Below are 17,705 nucleotides of genomic sequence, written 5' to 3'. Positions count from 1 at the left end.
GACTGCCCATGTCGCGTCACACCTCGCGCCCCCCGCTGAGAAGCCGGCCGATCCGCCGGCGTAGCCCGCTTGCCGCCGCGGTGGCCGCCCTGACGGTCGTCCTGGCCGGCCTTTCCGGGTGCGGCGCCTCGAACCCGCTCGTCCCGGACGCCGCCCACCGGCCGTTCACCGTGAACTGGGCCGGCAACATCAGCAGCCTGGACCCCGCGTTCGCCTGCCCCGGCGACGACAACACTCTCGCCGCCAACTTCTACGGACGGCTGGTCAAGCTGTCCACCACCGCCGACAGCGAGGGGTTCACCACCGCGAACCCCGACGTCAGCAAGGTCCAGCCGGACCTGGCCACCGGCTGGAAGGTCTCCGACGGCGGGAAGACGTACACCTTCAAGCTTCCCGCCGGAAAGAAGTTCGCCAGCGGCAACCCGCTGGACGCCGCCGCGGTCAAGTACTCGATCGACCGCACGCTGAAGATGGGTGCCTGCGGCTCGCTCTCGCTCCAACTCGGCATGACCGAACCGCCGTTGATCGCCGGTGTCGACGCCCCGGACAGCACCACCGTCGTCCTCCGGCTGCGGCAGCCGTACCCGGCGATCCTGTACAGCCTCGCTCAGAGCAAGGGGTCGATCTACGACCCGAAGGTCGTCGAGGCACATGGCGGAGTGCAGGCCGGCAGCCTCAACCAGTGGATGCAGAGTCACACGGCCGGCAGTAGCGGCCCGTACATCCTCAGCGAGTACGTGCCCAACAACCACGCCGTGCTGAAGCGGAACCCCCACTACTACGGCAAGCCCGCGATCGAGCCGGTGATCCGGGTCAACTTCGTCTCCTCGGTCTCCGGTCTCCTGGTGGAGGCCGAGAACCGGCAGGCCGACGTCACCCTCGGGCTGCCGCCGCAGAGCGTCAGCCAGCTGGGCGGACAGAGTTGCTGCAAGGTCGTCACGGCGGGCAGTGCCAGCCCGGTGACCGTCTCGATGAACCACCGCGGGCAGGTGACCGGCAACGCGCGGTTCCGCGAGGCGCTGACCTACGCGGTGCCCTACGAGGACATCATCAAGAAGGTCGCCTACGGCTACGGTGACTCGTACTACGGGCCGGTGGTGCCCGGAATGGCGGGCTACCGGGCGCAACTCGAGCGCGCCCGCCCGTACGACCCTGCGAAGGCGAAGCGGCTCCTTGCCGCCTCCGGGCTGAAGTCCCCGTCCCTGGAGCTGATGATCGACGCGACAGCGCCCGGGGTCTCCCAGCTCGCGGCCCTGCTGCAGGCGTCCTGGCAGGCCATCGGGGTCAAGGTCACCATTGACTCCAAGCCGCCCGCGGACTTCACCACGCTCTTCAACAACGGCACGTACCAGTCCGCCCTCCTCTTCGAGAACAGCACCCCGATCGGCGGCTACGAGCTGCGGAAGAAGATGACCTGCGGAAGCTCGTTCAACAACCAGCACATCTGCATCCCGGGCACCATGCCGCTGCTGCAGCGGCTGAACACCACGGCGCACGCGGCCGAGCAGCAGCCGATCGTGGACGAACTGGTCGGCAAGTGGCTGGCGCAGTCGCCGACCGTGATCCTCTACCGGGCCCAGTTCACCGCGGTGATCAGCCCGGACGTCAAGCACTTCGGTTACGCGCCCAACCTGCCTTTCTCCGCGTGGGGACGCTGATCCCCGCCATCCGTCCAGAGCGTTCGAACCGTTCAGGCCATGCGAAGGAGCACAGATGAAGATCGGTATTGACGGCCGGAAGATCCCCGGGGCCGCTGAGCACACCCCTCTGGAGATCCTCGACCACGCCGAGCGGCTCGGGATGGAAGGCGTCTACTTCCGCACCGTGCTGGACATCACGCCCACCTTGGACCGTGGCGTCCTGCGCGAAGTCCGGCAGCACGCCGACGAGTTGGGCCTGTACCTCCAGATGGGCCTGGCCAAGGTCAACCCCTACGCCGCCGCCGAGGCGCCGGAGATCCGCGTGCTGGGCGACGGCGACTACACACGCGGCATGCTCAAGATGATCGAGGCCTGCCGGGAGGGCGCCGACTGCGGCGAGCTCTGGGTGGCCTGCGGGAACTACAAGCCCGACCTGCCGGGGTACTACGCCATCGACCGGTTCCGCAGCGATGCGCCGTGGCCGGACCAGCTCGTGGCGATCGAGAAGTTCCTGCGCCAACTCGCACCAGCGGCCCGCGAGTTCGACTGCCACCTCAACATCGAAACCCATGAGGAGATCACCAGTACCGAGGTGGTACGCCTCGTGGAGGCGGTCGGACCGGACGTGCTGGGCATCACCCTGGACACGGCCAATGTGCTGGTGCGCGGGGAGGACGCGGTGGCCGCGGCCCGGCGGGTCGCGCCGTACACACGGGCCACGCATCTGCGGGACTCCATCCTGGCGCCGACCGACTACGGGCTGACCCGCACCTTCTCGCCGTGCGGACTGGGCGTCATCGACTGGGGCGGGGTGCTGGGCGCGCTGCAGGCGGAGAACCCGGACCTGTGCGCGTCCATCGAGCCGGCCGGACCGACGCTCGCGGTGCCGATCGGCCTCTCGGACGACGCCTGGCTGGAGCTCCACCCCGATCTGGTGGAGGAGGAGCGCAAGTCGTTGCTCGCATCGGCCCGGCAGTACGCCGAGCGCGCGGCGCGCGGTGAGGTGCCCAGTGTCGAGGAGTTCCGCGCCGTGCCGTACGACGGCGAGGACTTCATCCTGCGCAGTGCCGCACACCTGCGGGGCGTCCTCGCGGGCGAGCTCTCGTGAGGACGGCGCTTCACGCGCAGTGGGTCCTCGGGTTCGACGGCGGGGACCACGTGCTCCACCGGGACGCCGACGTCGTCTACGAGGACGACAGGATCATCCACGCCGGCCCCGGCTGGAGTGGCCACGCCGACCGGCGGATCGACCTGGGAGCCGCCCTGATCAGTCCGGGCTTCATCGATCTGGACGCCCTGGCCGACATCGACCACGCGCTGCTCGACTCCTGGGCGGGACCGGAGCTCAGGGCCGGACACCAGTGGTCCGAGGCGTACTTCACGGGCGGGCGCCGTGACGTCTTCTCCGCCGGGGAGCGGCGCTTCATCCGCCGGTACGCCCTGACCCAGCTGCTGCTGCACGGCATCACCACGGCGATGCCCATCGCCTCGGAGGTGCACAGCTCCTGGGCCGAGAACTACGAGGACGCGCTCGGCATCGCCGATGCCGCATCGGGGCTCGGCATCCGGACGTACGCAGGCCCCAGCTACCGGTCCGGGGTGAACGTGGTCCGCTCCGACGGCCGGCCGGACGTGCTGTGGGACGAGGAGCGCGGCGCGGAGGGCCTGGCCGGTGCCCGCCGCTTCCTCGACCACGCGGCCGGTTCGGCGGACCCGCTGGTACGGGGGGCGCTGCTGCCGTGCCGGATCGAGACCATGTCACTGGAGCTGCTGCGGGAGACCGCACGGCTGGCACGCGCGTACGACGTGCCGGTCCGGCTGCACTGCATGCAGGGGAAGGCGGAGCTGGGCTTCCTCCGGGAGTGGTACGGAGCGACACCTCTGGAGGTGCTGGAGAGCGCAGGACTGCTGGAGTGCCGACTGTTCGTTCCGCACGCCGTCTTCGGCGCGGGGGAGGGGACCGGATCGCCGCCCACCGACGGTGAGCTGAAGCGGCTCGCCGATGCCGGAGTCACCGTCGTGCACTGCCCCCTGACCTCGCTGCGCTACGGGATGGCTCTGAGGTCCTTCGACCGGTACAGGGACGCCGGGATCAACATCGCCCTCGGCACGGACAGCTTTCCGCCGGACCTGATCCGGGGGATGGACGCGGGGAACAGCATCGCCAAGGTCGTCGACGGCCGGCTGGACGCGGGCGGCGCGGCCGACTACTTCCGGTCCGCGACGCTCAACGCGGCGCGTGCGCTGGGCCGTGACGACCTGGGCAGGCTGGCGCCCGGGGCGCAGGCCGACCTCGTGGTGCTGAACCTCGGGGACTTCCGGCAGGGTGTGGTGGACGATCCCCTGCGCACGCTGATGATGGCGGGTTCGGCCCGGGACGTGACGACGACCGTCGTCGCCGGACGGACGGTCGTGGCCGAGGGGACGGTCCCGGGACTGGACCTGGTGTCCATGAGAGGCCGGGCGCAGGAGCTCTTCGAGCGGATGCGGGCGGCGTACTCGGAACGTGATGTGCGGCGGCGCCCGGCCGAGGTGCTGTTCCCACCGGCCTTTGACGGCCGGCGGCCCGCAGCGGCGGACATGCGGAGTTGACCGCTACGGCGGGCGCCCCCGCGGGGCGCTCGCCGGCGACTCCTTGTCGCGCCCGTCGCCGGTACAGGGATATGGACGGCTCCGGAGAGCCGGGCCGGGCCGGAGCGGTTACGGTGCCCGCATTCCTGCCGTCGGCCCCTTACCGATGCTGGCGCCGGCGCGGGAACAGTGCGCGGCGTGCCTCGCCCGCGAGGTCGTGCACGAGCGGGGCCAACTCCTTGAAATCCACGGCCTTGTGGTCGCCGCAGAGCGACAGGGCGGCCGTCGCCGGGCCGCCGTTGCGCAACGGGGCCGCGACGCAGCGGAAGCCCGTCAGCGTCTCTTCGTTGTCGACGGCGAGGCCGTCCCGCCGGCGAATCCTGGCCAGCTCGTGGTGAAGGTCAGTGGCGGTGCGCAGGGTGCGTGGGGTGCTCATGGGCAGTTGTCCGCGATAGGCCGAGTCGACCAGGCCCGGGTCGAGGGTGGCGAGGATCGCCTTGCCGACCGCCGTGGTGTGGGCGGGCAGTCGGGCGCCGAGCCGGGTGGGCAGCTGGGCGGCGGACCGGCCGCCCGCCTTCTCCAGGAAGACCACCTCGCGTCCGTCGAGAACGGCGAGATGCCCTGCCAGGCCGGTGTGCCGGCACATCTCGTGCAGCAGAGGTGTGACGACGTCCCTGATCTCGTTGTGTCCCGCGGCGCGCCCGCCGAGTTCCAGCGGGCGCATGCCGAGCCGGTAACCGCCCGTGGAGTGGGTGAGCCAGCGCAGCCGGATCATCTGGTCGAGGATGCGGTGCAGGGTGGAGCGCGGCAGGCCGGTGCGTTCGGCGAGGTCGAGCAGGGAGAGGCTGGGCGTGTGGGGGTCGAACGCGTCGAGGATGAGCGTCATCCGTTCGATCATGGAACTCGGGGCGGGGACGTCGCCCGCGTGTGCGCCGACCTTGGCCGGTGTCGTCATGTCCGCCTCCACCGAGTGCGAGAGAGCGAGAGTGCGAGCGGGGGGCGTGCCGTGAGAGGTCCGGGCCGCGCCTCGCGCACCTGTCCGCGGCCGAACTGACCGTGACGCGCACAGTGTTGACCGTCCGCTCGCCGTGATGGGTGTCCCTCGCGAGGCCCCTGCCGCGCACCTACAGAATCCTCACCCTTCGGGTGTGCGCGGCCCGGTTCGGGGAGTCCCGCGTGGTCCGTCGGTGAGTCCCGCTGAGCGGGAGTGGGAGGTCCGTTCACCGGGATGTGGCCATGCGACCCCTTCCGAGTCTCGGTGGCTGCGCAGAGAGTGCGGCGAGTCAGATGTGACGGTCCGTCAAATTCAGTCGAAGGGAGCCGATGTCCGTGCGAGGATCCCCCTGTCTCCCTCTGCGGGCCCGCGCGCTCTGCGGAGCGGGCACGGTCGCGCTCCTGGTGTGCCTGCCGGCGACGGCCCATGCGGCCGATCCGGCGGACTCCGAGGGCGACGACTGCCCGGTGGCCGCGACGGCGCAGGGCGTGCAGGTGACCGTGAGCGCGAGCAACGACACGCTGCTGCAGGCGCCCACCGGAGTGGGCGTTCCGGTGGCTCGGGCCTGCGTGAACTACGCGGTCGGCGAGTCGTCCGGATGGGCCGGCAGCCCCTACCCCGGCGAGACGGTCATCTCCGCACCCGCGCTGATCGGCAGCCAGACCGGGCAGAAGTTCCCCGACTATCCGGCCTACGCGGCCTCCTCGTACCCCTCCGACGAGAGCGCCACCAGCGGCAAGGACCCGCTCGTCATGCGCTCGCACAGCACCAAGACGTCCACGAAGGCCGAGGCCAGCACGGTCCTCGGGCAGGACGCGGCGGCGGCGTCCACCACGGCCACGGCCCACACATCGGTGGACCCGGACGCCCTCACCGGCAAGGCCACGGCCACCTCGGACACCAAGCCGTGGGCCGTCAACGGCGTCCTCGAGATCGGCCGGGTGCTCAGCTCCGCGACCGCCACGGTCGACCGGGACGGCAAGGTCGTACGGGACTCCGAACTCAGCATCGGCCGCACCGAGATCGCCGGCCAGGGTGTGGAGATCACCCCGGACGGGCTCAAGGTCGTCGGGCAGACCGCACCGCTGCCCGACGTCGCCGATCCGGTCAAGGCCCTCGCGGCCGCGGGAATCAAGATCCACTACCTGGAGGAGAAGCGCACCGGGCAGGGCGTCGTGTCGGCCGGTCTGGAAGTACAGGCACGGCAGCAGGACACCCAGTCCGGGGCGGTCTACACGGTGACGTACGTGTTCGGCCGCGCCTCCGCCGACGCCGGACGCATCGAGGCGCCGCCCGGCAGCGCAAGCATGCCTCCCGCCCCGGTGCCGCAGGTGCCGTCCGACGCGGGCGGCGGCGGGGACGCCGCGGACTCCCAGGCACCGGCCGACGACACTCCGGCCGCCCCCAAGACGCCGTCCGACGGCGGCTCGTCAGCACCCAAGGGCACCAGGCCGGTCCAACTGGCCACCAATCCGACCGACATGGGCGTCACCGGCCTCTACATCGTGCTCGCGTTCGGCGCCGTGGCCACGTTCGCCGCCGGCACCCTGCTGCGCCTGTTGGGAGTGAAGACTCGATGGACATCGTGACCCGGATACGCAGTCAGTGGGACCGGCTGACCGCTGCGGTCACCGCACTGGCGGGTGCCGCGATCCTCGTCGTCGGCTGGCGCGGAGTGAGCGGTACGCCTTATCCCGCCGAGCAGTTGCCGTACGTCGTCAGTGCCGGGCTCGGCAGCCTGTTCCTGCTCGGCATCTCGACCGCGTTGTGGCTCTCGGCGGACCTGCGCGACGAGTGGCGCAAACTCGACCGCATCGAGCAGGCACTGCGCGCCGCAGGCGGCGTCGACGGGGCCGCCCTCGCCGGTGACCGGCAGGACAACGGTGCCGTCGTGGCATCCCCCGCACGCGAGCGGACCGCATCGCTCTCCCCGGGCTCGGCGGCCTCCCCGGCCGAGCCCGAGCGGTCCGCTCCGACTCTCCCCGGCGAGGAGGAGGTTCGATGAGCGGCGTGGACGGGCGCACGGTGCCCTGGCGCGACCGGGACGTGGTGACCGTCTGCGGCACCACCCTGGCCGGACTCGCCCTGATCGTGACCGCCTGGTTCGGCGCGGGGGGCACGGTGTCGACGGCGCGGCAGGCGGCCTGGCTGAACCTCGCAGTCGCCGGGTTCGCGGTCTGCGCCGGCGGCCTGTGCCTGTGGCTGCTGAGGGCCCGCCGCGCCCTCGGCGAACGCCGCGTCTCGCTGGTCGCCCTCGCTCCCATGGACGACGACGAGGACGTGCTCCCCGCCACGCGCCCCCACCGCGGCGGGCCGGCGGACACCACCCTCGCCCTGCCGCTGGTGCGGGCCGAGGGCATGGACCGCGCGCACCACCCCGACTGCCCGCTGGTGACGGGCAAGGACGTGACACCCGTCGGCGTCGGCGTCGACCCCTGCGGGGTGTGTGCGGCGTGAACGACCTGCTGCCGTTCCTCGTCGTCGGCATCACCACCGGATCCGTCTACGGCCTCGCCGCCATGGGCCTGGTACTCACCTACAAGACGTCGGGCATCTTCAACTTCGCGCACGGTGCCATCGCCGCCGTGTCCGCGTTCGTCTACTACGACCTGCGCACCCTGCGCGGACTGCCCTGGCCCCTCGCGCTCGCCGTCGCCGTCATCGTCCTACCGCCGCTCATCGCGCTGCTCATGGAACGCGTCACCCGCTCGCTGGCAGCGGGCACCGCGGCCACGAAGATGGTGGCCACCATCGGGCTGCAGCTGATCATCATGAGCGCCCTGCTCGCGGCCTACGGCGGCGCCGCCCTCGACTTCCCCGGCTTCCTGCCCACCGACACCGTCACCGTGATCGGAGTCAACGTCGGCATCGACCAGCTGACCTCGGCCATCGTGGCCGCGGTCTGCGCACTGGGGTTCTTCGCCTTCTTCCGGCTCTCCTCGATGGGCGTGCGGATGCGGGCCGTCGTCGACGACCCGGACCTTCTGGAACTCTCCGGCACCAGCGCGTTCGCCGTGCGCAGCCGCGCCTGGCTGATCGGCTGCTGGTTCGCCGCCGCCTCCGGGGTGCTGCTCGCCCCCCAACTCGGCCTGGACGTCCTCCTGCTGACCCTTCTGGTGGTGCAGGCGTACGGGGCCGCGGCCGTCGGACTCTTCTCCAGCCTCCCGTTGACCTACGCCGGCGGACTGCTCATCGGCGTCCTCGCCGCCCTCGCCACCAAGTGGGTGTCCCACTCCGAGACGTTCTCGGGACTGCCGCCCGCGATGCCGTTCGTGGCGCTTCTCCTGGTCGGCCGCGGCAGACTCGCCGAGATCGGCGGCCACCGTCCCGCGCCGGCGTCCCGGCCGCTGGTCAGCCGTGCCACCACGCGGATCCTGGCAGTCGCCGCGGTCGTGCTCGCGGCGGGCATACCGATCGTGGCCGCGTCCAAACTCCCCGTGTACTCCTCCGCGTTGGTCTTCGTGCTGATCTTCGCCTCGCTGCAGCTCCTGGTCCGCACCTCGGGGCAGGTCTCGCTCGCGCACGCCGCCCTGGTCGCCGTGGGCGCATCGACGTTCTCGCACCTGGCGGCCGGCGCCGGACTGCCGTGGCTGCTCGCCGTGCTGCTCGCCGGGGCGGTCTCCGTGCCGGTCGGCATGCTGGTGGCCATCCCCGCGATCCGGCTCTCCGGCCTGTATCTCGCCCTGGCCACCTTCGGGCTGGGGCTGCTCCTCGAGCGGGCGGTCTACGGCACGTCCTGGATGTTCGGCGCGACCAACACACTGCCCGCGCCACGCCCCGGCCTCTTCGAGAGCGACGAAGCCTTCTACTACGTCCTGCTCGCCTTCGCCGTCACCGGATCCCTCCTCGTCGCACTCGTCGGCCGCAGCCGGCTCGGGCGGCTCCTTCGCGCCATGGCCGACTCACCGACGACGCTGTCCACCCTCGGCCTCGGCGTGAACGTCACCCGTGTCACCGTCTTCGCCATCTCCGCGTTCGTCGCCGGAGTCGCGGGAGCGCTGTACGCGGCCCAGGGCCGGTCGGCGACAGGCGCGCCCTTCCTCTCGTACACCTCACTGACCTGGCTGACCGTCCTGGTCCTGTGTTCCGGCCTGCGCTCGGCGGGCCCGCCGCTGGCGGCGGTACTGGTCGCGGTGGTCCCGGCGTACCTCACCGACGACACCTTCGCCCAGGCGCTGCCCGTGCTCTTCGGCATCGGTGCGCTCCTGGTCGCGCTGTACGAGGCGAGTGCCGCCCGGCGCCGCGGCACCGGGCGGCCGCCCGAGGAGCCGGCGGGTTCGCGGTCCGAGGAGCGCCTCGACGCACCGGGCCCCGCAGCCCAGCGCCTGGTCGCCGCCAGGAAGGCGCGCCGCGCCCAGACCGGGACCACCAGAATCCGGGTCGGCGCGGGACTGACGAAGGAGGCCACGCGATGAACGAAGGTCATGCCTTCATGAAGCCGACGAAGACCGAGAACGCGGCCACCACGCAGGCCACCGACACGGAGGGCATGGCCACCACGATCGACAGCACAGCCACCACGCAGGCCACCGCGGCCGAGAGCGCGGCCGACGCACAGCCGACGGGCCTGCAGATCAAGGACCTGACCATCCGCTTCGGCGGCAACACCGCCGTGGACTCGGCCGCCTTCGACGCACCGCTCGGCCGCGTCACCGGACTGATCGGCCCCAACGGCGCGGGCAAGACCACCACCTTCAACGCCTGCTCAGGGCTGCTGCGCCCCTCCCGAGGGGAGATCCGCCTCTTCGGGAAGGACATCACCCGCCGCCCGCCCGCCGCCCGCGCCCAGCTCGGCCTCGGACGGACCTTCCAGCGGATGGACCTGTTCGACTCCCTCACGGTCGAGCAGAACATCGCCCTCGGGCGCGAAGCGGGACTGGCCCGCAGCCACCCGCTCAAACAGCTCCTGTCCACCCCCGCCGAGACCAAGGCCGTGCGCGCCGCCACCGAGGAGGTCCTCGAACTGTGCGGCCTGCGCGCCCTGCGCCACGAGATCGCGGGCTCCCTCTCCACCGGGCAGCGCCGCCTGGTGGACCTCGGCCGGGTCCTGGCCGGCGACTTCTCGATGCTGCTGCTCGACGAACCGTCGTCCGGTCTCGACACCGCCGAGACCGAGAAGTTCGGCGCCATCGTCACCCAGGTCGTGGCCGAACGCGGCTGCGGCGTCCTGCTCGTCGAGCACGACATGGGCCTCGTCATGTCGGTCTGCGACTACCTGTACGTGCTCGACTTCGGCCAGATGATCTTCGAGGGCACCCCGGCCGAGGTGCGCGCCAGCCCCGCCGTGCGCGCCGCCTACCTGGGATCGGAGGCCGCGTAGTGCTGGAACTCGACCACATCAGCGCCGGATACGGCGGCACTCGCGTCCTGCGCGACGTCAGTCTGTGGCTCCCCCCGCAGTCCGTGGTGGCGCTGCTCGGCACCAACGGCGCCGGAAAGACAACCCTGTTGAGGGTCGCCTCCGGCCTCCTTCCACCGACCTCCGGACGCCTGAGCGTGGACGGAGCGGACCTCACGGGCAAACGCCCCCACACCCTGGCCCGCAACGGTGTCTGCCATGTCCCCGAAGGGCGCGGGGTGTTCCCGACCCTGACCGTGAAGGAGAACATCCTCATCCAGGCGGCGGGCGGCGACCTCGACGAGGCCGTCGAGCGCGCCGTCTCCGCCTTCCCCGTCCTGGGCCACAAGCTCGGCCAGCTCGCCGGATCGCTGAGCGGAGGACAGCAGCAGATGCTGGCGCTCGCCCACGCCTATGTCACCGACGCCGACTACGTGCTGCTCGACGAGGTGTCGATGGGCCTGGCCCCCGTGGTCGTCGACGAGATCTTCGAGTTTCTCGGCAGGCTCGCCGACGACGGCCGCGCCCTGCTCCTCGTCGAGCAGTACGTCGCCCGCGCCCTCGAACTGGCTGACTACGTCTACCTGATGAACCGCGGACGCATCGAATTCGCGGGAGAACCAGGCGAGTTGGACAGCGACCGGCTGGTCGCCCAGTACCTCGGCGCCCACACCTGAGCGCCTGGCCCCGCCACCCGCCCCAGCACCGCACGACTTCGTACCCGCTCCGTGGAGGAGACCATGATCCCAACCCGTACGCGCGCCACCGCGGCGGCTGTGGCGGCGCTGAGCCTGGCGCTCGCCGCCTGCGGCAGCCGGGTCGACCACGACACCGTCGTACGTTCCGTCGGCGGCGGGGGCCAGGTCGCCACCGGGGCCGCCGGCGCGGACACCTCCGTCGGCGCCGACGGAACGTCCGATGCCACCTCGGGCGACGGCGCGTCGGACGACGCGGCGACCGGCAGCGGCGCGGGCACCAGCGGCGGCGGCAGCGGAGGTGGCGGCTCCGCCTCGGGCAGCGGAGGCAAGACGGCCAAGAGCGGCGGCGGGCCCATCGTCATCGGCAGCGTCGGTACGACCTCGGGGCCCGGCGGCGTCGCGTTCGCGCAGGGCCCGCGCGCCCTGCAGGCCTGGGCGGCGACCGTCAACTCCCAGGGCGGGATCAACGGCCGCAGGGTCCAGGTGATCGTCATGGACGACGGCGCCGACGCCTCCAAAGGGCGCAGCCAGATGCAGGAGCTGGTCGAGCAGCGCAAGGTCGTCGCGATCGTGGCCTCGTTCACCACCACGCAGACCATGAACGCCTGGAAGAGCTACGTCGAGAAGATGAAGGTCCCCGTCGTGGGAGGCGACTGCTCGACCACCGCGTGGACCGCGAGCCCGATGCTGTTCAGCGAGTGCCCCGGCACCAACTCCGCGCTCGACGGCCTCGCCCAGGTCGGCGCGAAATACGGCAAGGGCAAGAAGCTCGGCGCTCTCTTCTGTACCGACTCCGACGCGTGCACCCATGTGCAGGACCGGTTCTTCGGCAGCGGCAAGGCGGCCGAGCGCTACGGCCTCGATCCCGTGTACAACGCGAAGATCTCGGTGACCCAGCCGGACTTCACGGCCGAGTGCATCCAGGCACGCAACGCGGGCGTCGACCTGATGCTCGTCACCGGCGACCCCAACACCGTGAACAGGGTCGCCTCGTCCTGCAGCCGGCAGAACTTCACCCCGCAGTTCCTGCAGCCGGGCGCCACGGTCGACGGCGCCACCGCCTCCAAGCCCGGCCTCAAGAACGTACTGGCCGTGACACCCGCGTTCCCCTTCACCGGCTCGACAGCGGCCGGGTTCGGCCAGTTCAACGCCGCCTGGAAGAAGTACGGCGGCGGCAAGGCACCCGGTCCGGCGGCCGCGCAGGGCTGGGCCTCTGCGAAGGTGTTCGAGAAGGCGGCGCGCGGCGCGGGGGAGATCAGCAGGGCCGGTCTGATCAAGGAGCTCACCACCTTCCGCGGGCAGCGCTTCGACGGCCTGACCGTCCCGCTGACCTACGTCGCGGGCAAGGGGACCACCGACACCAAGTGCGCCTTCGGCATGCGGGGTTCGGGCGGCACATGGACGGCGATGTCCGGAGGAAAGGCGTTCTGCTGGTGAGCCGCCCCAGGGACCGCGCCACGGATCGCCCGACGGACCACCGCACGAGTCGGCGTATGCGACATGACGGCCGGGACACAGGCCGCGCCCGCGGCCGCGGCGGGAAGCGCAGAACGCTGCTCTGGCACCAGATCCTCAGCGGAGCGGTCGCCGTCGCCGCGACCGGCGGCATGGCCACCGTCACCCTCTGGCAGCTGGCCGACATGTCACCGGTGGCGGCCCAGAGCCCGTCCGCCGCACCGTCCCAGGCCGGCGGCGGCAGTCCGCCCCTGTATCCCGACGCGCCGGCGCTGATCCCGGGGACACGCCCCGTCCCGTTCGAGGACAAGGGAAAAGGCGACGGCCAGGGCGGCGCCGGCGAGGCGCTGCCGGTCCTGCCGACGGCGTACGGGATCCCGGGCCGGGTCCTCGCGGCATACCGGAGCGCCGCAAAGGAGCTGGCATCCGAAGCACCGAAGTGCGGGATCGCGGTGCCGCTGCTCGCCGCGATCGGCCGGGTGGAGTCCGGACACGCCCGCGGCGGCGCCCTGGACGCGCAGGGCCGTACACGAAGTCCGATACTCGGCCCGCGACTTGACGGCAGCGCAGGCGTGGCAGCCATCCATGACACCGACGACGGCGTATGGGACGGCGACCGCGTCTGGGACCGCGCAGTCGGCCCCGCCCAGTTCATCCCGTCCACCTGGCGGCGCTGGGGCAGCGACGGCAACGGCGACGGCGTACGCGACCCGCACCAGATCGACGACGCCTGGCTGGCCGCCGGGCGCTACCTGTGCACGGCGGGCGGCGACCTGTCGCAGGACGCCGGCATCCGCAAGGCCGTGCTCGCCTACAACCACTCCGATTCCTACCTGGAGTTGGTCCTCAGCTGGATGCGGGTCTACGCGCACCAGGCCGTCGCGACCGCGGGACACCCCGGCAGGAGCGAACCGTCGCACCAGCCGGCACAACGCAGCCACGACCACGATGCGCAGCAACCCACCACCCCGCCCTCGGGGCAGAGCAGCCCTCCGGGTGACGACGGGAAGGAAGGACACGAGTCGAAACCGACGCTGCCCGGCATCCCGACCGGGCGTCCCCCGTCCGACGATCCGAAACCGACCCCGCTGCCCTCCCTGCGGCTGCCGTCACCCGGATACAGCCCATCCCCCCTGTTCCCCTCACCCAAGCCGTCATAGGACACGGGACTCACACGACACCGACCCGCCCGACCTGCTCCTCGCTCAACCCGACGACGGCACTCCATCGTGGGGCACCGCATCGAAGGCTCCTGCATCGGAAGTCGGGGCGGAGGGCAGCGTCGTCGGCACCTCGGACGCCATGGGAACGGAAGGGAGGCGGAGTTCCGCCGCGGACGGCTGCTCAGAAAGCGAGGGCTGCGGAGGGCACGACGGATGCGAGCGATACGAGGGATACGAGGGATACGAGGACGGTGAGGGAAGCGAGGGAAGACGAGGCCCGGACGAGACACCCACTCGGGGCATCACCGACTCCACCGACAGCCCGGAACCCAGGCCCGTGAGTCCCGCCGCAGGACGAACACTGCTGCCACTGCCCGGGCGCGCGCCGCGACCGGAATCGGCGGCGGAACCGGTCGCAGCAGGCACCGCCGTGACGACCTCGTCGACCCTGTGGGGCTCGGGCACGGACGAGGTCGGTACCGGGTGCGCCTGCCGAACGGCGGACGGAGCGGGACGCGGCGGCGCGGGCAGCCGCGACGGCACCGGCACGGCGAGACCGAGAACGGCCACGGCCGCCGTGGTGGAGGCAACCGCCGCTTGACCGGCCGCGCTCAGTCGCCGTACCGGATACACCCACGACCAGACGGCCAGCGTGCCCGCCAGCACGTGACGCAGGGTGCGCCGGGCCCGGGCGAGGAGCGACTCCACCGTGCGACGGCTCAGCCCCATCCGCCGGGCCACCTGACCCACGTCGAGATCCTCGGCCCTCAGCCGCAGGGCCTCGGCCTGCCGGGCCGGCAGCCTCACGCTCCTGCGCGCCAGCCACCTCGCCTCCTCCCGGTCACAGACCACCTCATCGAGCGGGGCCGCACCCGCCGTCGCGGCCAGGGCACGACGGCCCGCCTCCACCTCCCGGCGGACCTGCTGCTGCCGGTCGGCGCAGAGCCGCACGGTGACGGTCCTGAGCCAGTCGCCGAGCCGCTCGTCGTCCAGCCCCGGCCGCTCCAGAGCACGCAGCATCGCCTCGTGCACCGCGTCCTCGGCGTCCTCCGCGCTCACGGATCCGCGCCGCGCCACCTCCAGGAGCTGCTCACGGTGGCTCCAGATGCGCGGCCACGACTCGTGACCGTCGTGTGGGGCCCCTCGCCTCGTACTCCACGGCTCCGTGGCCATCGGATCCCTCGCACTTCACCCTCGCGACCCGGCGACTCCCACCTGGGGCGCAGACCATAGCGCCCAACCGATGCGATCGGGAGACCGCACGCGAAGCCGTTCCGGAGAGCGACGGCTCTGCCGGGCCACGTTCGGTGGCGGTCTGCCTGGCGGGCGACGTGGAGGTGGTCGCCGACGCGGGCGACCCCGGGCGGCCGCCGTACTCGAGGCCGGCTCGCGGCCTGCGAGGACGCGGCGTCGGCCACAAGTCGACCGATCAGCCCAACCATAAGAAAATGAGGTCATGACCCAGAGCTCCACGCAGGGGCATGGCCCGTCAACCGTGACGGTCAAAGGGCGCGCCATGCGGTTGCGCACCATTGCTTTCGTTGTCCTCGCCGCGCTGGCCATCTGGTTCATCGCGGCCAATACGGGATCCGTCACGATCAGGTTGTGGATCCCGAACGTGACGCTCCCCCTCTGGAGTGTCCTCACCGTCACCCTCATCGTGGGCATGCTGCTCGGCCTGTACATCGCGCGCCGTCGCGCCCGTCGCTGACGTAGATCCCGCGGACCCGCTCGAAGGAACGGCCGCCGGGAGCGGCCAGCACTGTGTATCGGCAGCAGAGCGGCCCCGGCCCACCTCGGTGGTGAAGGGGAAGCCGGGGCTCTGTAGCGAAAGAAGCGCGGGGGAGCGGTTCGGCTCAGGACGTCTTCGCAGCCCTCTTGGCAGACCGCTTGGCGCCGGTCGTGCTGCGCCTCGGTCTGGTGGGCGTGCTCCTTTGTCCTGCGGTTGCGGTCTCCCGTGTGGTCGAGGCCGTCCGCGACGACGCTTTGCGGGCCGATGTCGTCGGCCACTTGAGCTCGATCTCCAGCTCGATCTCGCCGTCACCGACCTCGACCTCGACCTCGGTGCGCAAGTCGTCGGGGAGCCGCAGACTCAGCGTTCCGGCACCGAGTTCCAGTTCGGCATCCCCACCCTTCCTCAGCGCGTCTGCGAACGCGGTGAGCTGATCAGCCGCCTCGAGGCGTGACAGCGTGCGCTTCTGCTCGAATTTGAGATCTCTCATGGGTGTCTCCGATCCCGGTACAGCCCGCAGGCCGGGCTGCCTCGCGAGGCGAGAGCGGTGATCACCCTCGCCGGCTCCCTCATGTCGCGGACCCCGCACAGCCGCGCGCTCACGCTCCGCTCATCGGGCTCCCTCCAATCTCGACCCACCGCGATCGCTTCGCACTTCGGGGGTCGTTCGGTGGGCGACCCGGCAGTGCCCGACGGGCAGCTCATGGTCCATCTGTACAGGTCGGATCGGGCACATCGACCAGGCGTGACGGCGGGCCACAAGACCTGTGCGCGGGTCCTGGAAGGGTTTTATCGTTGAGGTGAGCCTGACGCTCCGGACTCGGTTCGTTCCGCCTCATATCTCCCACGGGCTCGTGTCTCCCTCGGGCTCGGAACTCACCAGGAGGTCATGCGGTATGTCCACTGCATCCGACACACCTGTCATGGACACCCTCGCCGCCATGACGGCCGACTCGATCGACCGTTGCGGGCTGGCGCCGGACATGCTCCTTCTCTCGCGTATCGCGGCGCTCGCCGCCTCGGACGCCCCTCCCATCTCTTATGCGGCCCACATCGACCCCGCGCTCAAGAGCGGCCTCACCGCAGACCAGGTGCAGGACGTCCTGGTCGCCATCGCGCCCATCGTGGGCACCGCCCGTGTCATGACGGCAGCGGGCAACATCGCCACGGCGCTCGGCATCGCCATCGCCGTCGCGGACGCCGAGACCGGCACCCTGGGCTGAGAGCAGACGCTCACCCGGGACCGATCGTCCGCGCGAACCGGCATCGGGCGGAGGGCGACGAGTTCGTCTCTCCGTCCGATGCGCCTTGTGTCGGACGTTCCCACGGCTGCAGGGCCGGGCAGGAGAGCCTGTATGTCCCGGAGCGCGACCACGGCGATGCGCGCGTCACCCCACATCCCCCGTACTCGCCGGGCATCTCTGGGAAGGCCGCCACCGCAACCAGGGCGAGCGGGTGGTCTCGGCCAGCGGCTGATGCCGGCCACGAGCGACATCTTCCTCGGACGGGAACGGGCGAACGGCATGGACGGCGGGCAACGCGATTTCGACGTCCGACAGTTGCGCGACGGGAAGGGCATCGCCATGCCGGAGACATGGAGCCCGAAGGGTAGGACCGCCGTCGGTGAACTGTCCGGGGTCACCCTGGCCCGTGCACACGCGCGCTCCGGTGACCGTCGTGATCGCCGGGCGGTGACGCCTTCGACCGCGCCTCGGCGTAGGCCACGTTCGCCGAGGCCTACGCCGACCAGAACGAGCGCGACCACCAAGCCAACTGGTCGACGCGGTGCGCGCGGGCCGGCTCTCCACGGAGGGGCTGCCGACGGCCTGACCCGGGAGAGGCGCACCTCTGACGGCGTGGCCCCTCGCCGCGCGGAAGAGATGACCACGGTCCACGGGATGACGGGCGGACGGCGCGCCCCTGAGCCGACGGCTCCGCATCCGCTGCGCTGACCGGCGCCGATTCGTTCGCGGCGGAGAAGACCTCCACCGGAGTCGCCACGGCACCCCTTCCGCTCTCCGTCGACGGGCGAGGTGATCCGGGCTCTTGTAGCCGGGACGTCCCGGACGTACGCTGCCGTCATCCCGATATCGTTCGGGATCAAACAAACTTCA

At 71.4% G+C, this 17,705-nt stretch carries 17 protein-coding genes; 14 read left to right on the top strand and 3 right to left on the bottom strand.

The genetic code is table 11. The annotated features are described in order from the left end of the window. Positions 1-8: 8 nt before the first annotated feature. The 3 genes from ACFC96_RS05630 to ACFC96_RS05620 are packed head-to-tail and all read left to right on the top strand — an operon-like array spanning position 9 to position 4,232. A complete protein-coding gene (locus ACFC96_RS05630; RefSeq protein ID WP_376610386.1) occupies positions 9-1,658 on the top strand; it encodes an ABC transporter substrate-binding protein in 1,650 nt (549 codons plus the stop codon). Positions 1,659-1,713: 55 nt separating this feature from the next. Next, a complete protein-coding gene (locus tag ACFC96_RS05625) occupies positions 1,714-2,748 on the top strand; it encodes a TIM barrel protein (protein ID WP_340457731.1) in 1,035 nt (344 codons plus the stop codon). Further along, positions 2,745-4,232 (top strand): chlorohydrolase family protein, encoded by a 1,488-nt coding sequence (locus tag ACFC96_RS05620; RefSeq protein ID WP_376610384.1) that lies wholly within the window; start codon positions 2,745-2,747, stop codon positions 4,230-4,232. Before ACFC96_RS05625 ends, ACFC96_RS05620 begins: the two co-directional genes overlap by 4 nt. A gap of 139 nt (positions 4,233-4,371) precedes the next feature. On the opposite strand, the gene ACFC96_RS05615 is transcribed toward ACFC96_RS05620, so the two are convergent. Continuing rightward, positions 4,372-5,166 carry an IclR family transcriptional regulator gene (locus ACFC96_RS05615; protein ID WP_376610382.1) on the bottom strand — a complete coding sequence of 265 codons (795 nt, stop codon included), beginning with the start codon at positions 5,164-5,166 and terminating at the stop codon, positions 4,372-4,374. Between the two features lie 374 nt (positions 5,167-5,540). On the opposite strand from ACFC96_RS05615, the gene ACFC96_RS05610 reads away from it, so the two are divergent. From ACFC96_RS05610 to ACFC96_RS05575, 8 genes are all read left to right on the top strand, one after another. Continuing rightward, positions 5,541-6,794 (top strand): hypothetical protein, encoded by a 1,254-nt coding sequence (locus ACFC96_RS05610; RefSeq protein WP_340457617.1) that lies wholly within the window; start codon positions 5,541-5,543, stop codon positions 6,792-6,794. Next, positions 6,782-7,210 (top strand): hypothetical protein, encoded by a 429-nt coding sequence (locus ACFC96_RS05605; protein ID WP_340457616.1) that lies wholly within the window; start codon positions 6,782-6,784, stop codon positions 7,208-7,210. The genes ACFC96_RS05610 and ACFC96_RS05605 overlap by 13 nt, the downstream gene beginning before the upstream one ends. After that, positions 7,207-7,662 (top strand): hypothetical protein, encoded by a 456-nt coding sequence (locus tag ACFC96_RS05600; RefSeq protein WP_376610379.1) that lies wholly within the window; start codon positions 7,207-7,209, stop codon positions 7,660-7,662. The genes ACFC96_RS05605 and ACFC96_RS05600 overlap by 4 nt, the downstream gene beginning before the upstream one ends. Further along, positions 7,659-9,620 carry a hypothetical protein gene (locus ACFC96_RS05595; RefSeq protein WP_376610378.1) on the top strand — a complete coding sequence of 654 codons (1,962 nt, stop codon included), beginning with the start codon at positions 7,659-7,661 and terminating at the stop codon, positions 9,618-9,620. Before ACFC96_RS05600 ends, ACFC96_RS05595 begins: the two co-directional genes overlap by 4 nt. Beyond that, positions 9,617-10,525 (top strand): ABC transporter ATP-binding protein, encoded by a 909-nt coding sequence (locus tag ACFC96_RS05590; RefSeq protein WP_340457612.1) that lies wholly within the window; start codon positions 9,617-9,619, stop codon positions 10,523-10,525. Before ACFC96_RS05595 ends, ACFC96_RS05590 begins: the two co-directional genes overlap by 4 nt. Continuing rightward, a complete protein-coding gene (locus ACFC96_RS05585; protein ID WP_376227476.1) occupies positions 10,525-11,220 on the top strand; it encodes an ABC transporter ATP-binding protein in 696 nt (231 codons plus the stop codon). The genes ACFC96_RS05590 and ACFC96_RS05585 overlap by 1 nt, the downstream gene beginning before the upstream one ends. Positions 11,221-11,283: 63 nt before the next feature. Next, positions 11,284-12,678 (top strand): ABC transporter substrate-binding protein, encoded by a 1,395-nt coding sequence (locus ACFC96_RS05580; RefSeq protein WP_376610376.1) that lies wholly within the window; start codon positions 11,284-11,286, stop codon positions 12,676-12,678. A gap of 56 nt (positions 12,679-12,734) precedes the next feature. Beyond that, positions 12,735-13,856, top strand: a complete 1,122-nt coding sequence (locus tag ACFC96_RS05575) for a lytic murein transglycosylase (RefSeq protein ID WP_376610374.1) — start codon at positions 12,735-12,737, stop codon at positions 13,854-13,856. Between the two features lie 45 nt (positions 13,857-13,901). On the opposite strand, the gene ACFC96_RS05570 is transcribed toward ACFC96_RS05575, so the two are convergent. Continuing rightward, on the bottom strand, positions 13,902-15,032 hold the full coding sequence (locus ACFC96_RS05570; protein ID WP_376610372.1) for an RNA polymerase sigma factor: 1,131 nt from the start codon (positions 15,030-15,032) through the stop codon (positions 13,902-13,904). Between the two features lie 283 nt (positions 15,033-15,315). On the opposite strand from ACFC96_RS05570, the gene ACFC96_RS05565 reads away from it, so the two are divergent. After that, the gene (locus ACFC96_RS05565; RefSeq protein ID WP_340457606.1) at positions 15,316-15,570 is read left to right on the top strand and encodes a LapA family protein; all 255 of its coding nucleotides are present in this window, start codon (positions 15,316-15,318) and stop codon (positions 15,568-15,570) included. Positions 15,571-15,715: 145 nt separating this feature from the next. Here the strand turns inward: ACFC96_RS05565 and ACFC96_RS05560 are convergent, their stop codons facing one another. Next, the gene (locus ACFC96_RS05560; protein ID WP_376610370.1) at positions 15,716-16,081 is read right to left on the bottom strand and encodes an amphi-Trp domain-containing protein; all 366 of its coding nucleotides are present in this window, start codon (positions 16,079-16,081) and stop codon (positions 15,716-15,718) included. A 406-nt stretch (positions 16,082-16,487) separates the two neighbouring features. On the opposite strand from ACFC96_RS05560, the gene ACFC96_RS05555 reads away from it, so the two are divergent. Together ACFC96_RS05555 and ACFC96_RS05550 are read left to right on the top strand one after the other, a co-directional pair. After that, entirely contained in the window at positions 16,488-16,814 is a 327-nt protein-coding gene (locus ACFC96_RS05555; RefSeq protein ID WP_340457604.1) for a carboxymuconolactone decarboxylase family protein, read from the top strand. Between the two features lie 78 nt (positions 16,815-16,892). Further along, entirely contained in the window at positions 16,893-17,543 is a 651-nt protein-coding gene (locus ACFC96_RS05550) for a DUF2252 family protein (protein ID WP_376610368.1), read from the top strand. The last annotated feature ends 162 nt before the right edge of the window (positions 17,544-17,705 follow it).

Source organism: Streptomyces sp. NPDC055955, assembly GCF_042270245.1.
GTDB lineage: Bacteria > Actinomycetota > Actinomycetes > Streptomycetales > Streptomycetaceae > Streptomyces.
This window is presented reverse-complemented; position numbering and strand designations above follow the sequence as displayed.

What these genes read in the sequence shown, in the direction of transcription:
- ACFC96_RS05600 (WP_376610379.1), top strand. Translation starts at nt 7,207, where the DNA reads ATGAGCGGCGTGGACGGGCGCACGGTGCCCTGGCGCGACCGGGACGTG.
- ACFC96_RS05630 (WP_376610386.1), top strand. Translation starts at nt 9, where the DNA reads ATGTCGCGTCACACCTCGCGCCCCCCGCTGAGAAGCCGGCCGATCCGC.
- ACFC96_RS05580 (WP_376610376.1), top strand. Translation starts at nt 11,284, where the DNA reads ATGATCCCAACCCGTACGCGCGCCACCGCGGCGGCTGTGGCGGCGCTG.
- ACFC96_RS05605 (WP_340457616.1), top strand. Translation starts at nt 6,782, where the DNA reads ATGGACATCGTGACCCGGATACGCAGTCAGTGGGACCGGCTGACCGCT.
- ACFC96_RS05615 (WP_376610382.1), bottom strand. Translation starts at nt 5,166, where the DNA reads ATGACGACACCGGCCAAGGTCGGCGCACACGCGGGCGACGTCCCCGCC.
- ACFC96_RS05590 (WP_340457612.1), top strand. Translation starts at nt 9,617, where the DNA reads ATGAACGAAGGTCATGCCTTCATGAAGCCGACGAAGACCGAGAACGCG.
- ACFC96_RS05570 (WP_376610372.1), bottom strand. Translation starts at nt 15,032, where the DNA reads ATGGCCACGGAGCCGTGGAGTACGAGGCGAGGGGCCCCACACGACGGT.
- ACFC96_RS05625 (WP_340457731.1), top strand. Translation starts at nt 1,714, where the DNA reads ATGAAGATCGGTATTGACGGCCGGAAGATCCCCGGGGCCGCTGAGCAC.
- ACFC96_RS05575 (WP_376610374.1), top strand. Translation starts at nt 12,735, where the DNA reads ATGCGACATGACGGCCGGGACACAGGCCGCGCCCGCGGCCGCGGCGGG.
- ACFC96_RS05565 (WP_340457606.1), top strand. Translation starts at nt 15,316, where the DNA reads ATGACCCAGAGCTCCACGCAGGGGCATGGCCCGTCAACCGTGACGGTC.
- ACFC96_RS05550 (WP_376610368.1), top strand. Translation starts at nt 16,893, where the DNA reads ATGCGCCTTGTGTCGGACGTTCCCACGGCTGCAGGGCCGGGCAGGAGA.
- ACFC96_RS05560 (WP_376610370.1), bottom strand. Translation starts at nt 16,081, where the DNA reads ATGAGAGATCTCAAATTCGAGCAGAAGCGCACGCTGTCACGCCTCGAG.
- ACFC96_RS05555 (WP_340457604.1), top strand. Translation starts at nt 16,488, where the DNA reads ATGTCCACTGCATCCGACACACCTGTCATGGACACCCTCGCCGCCATG.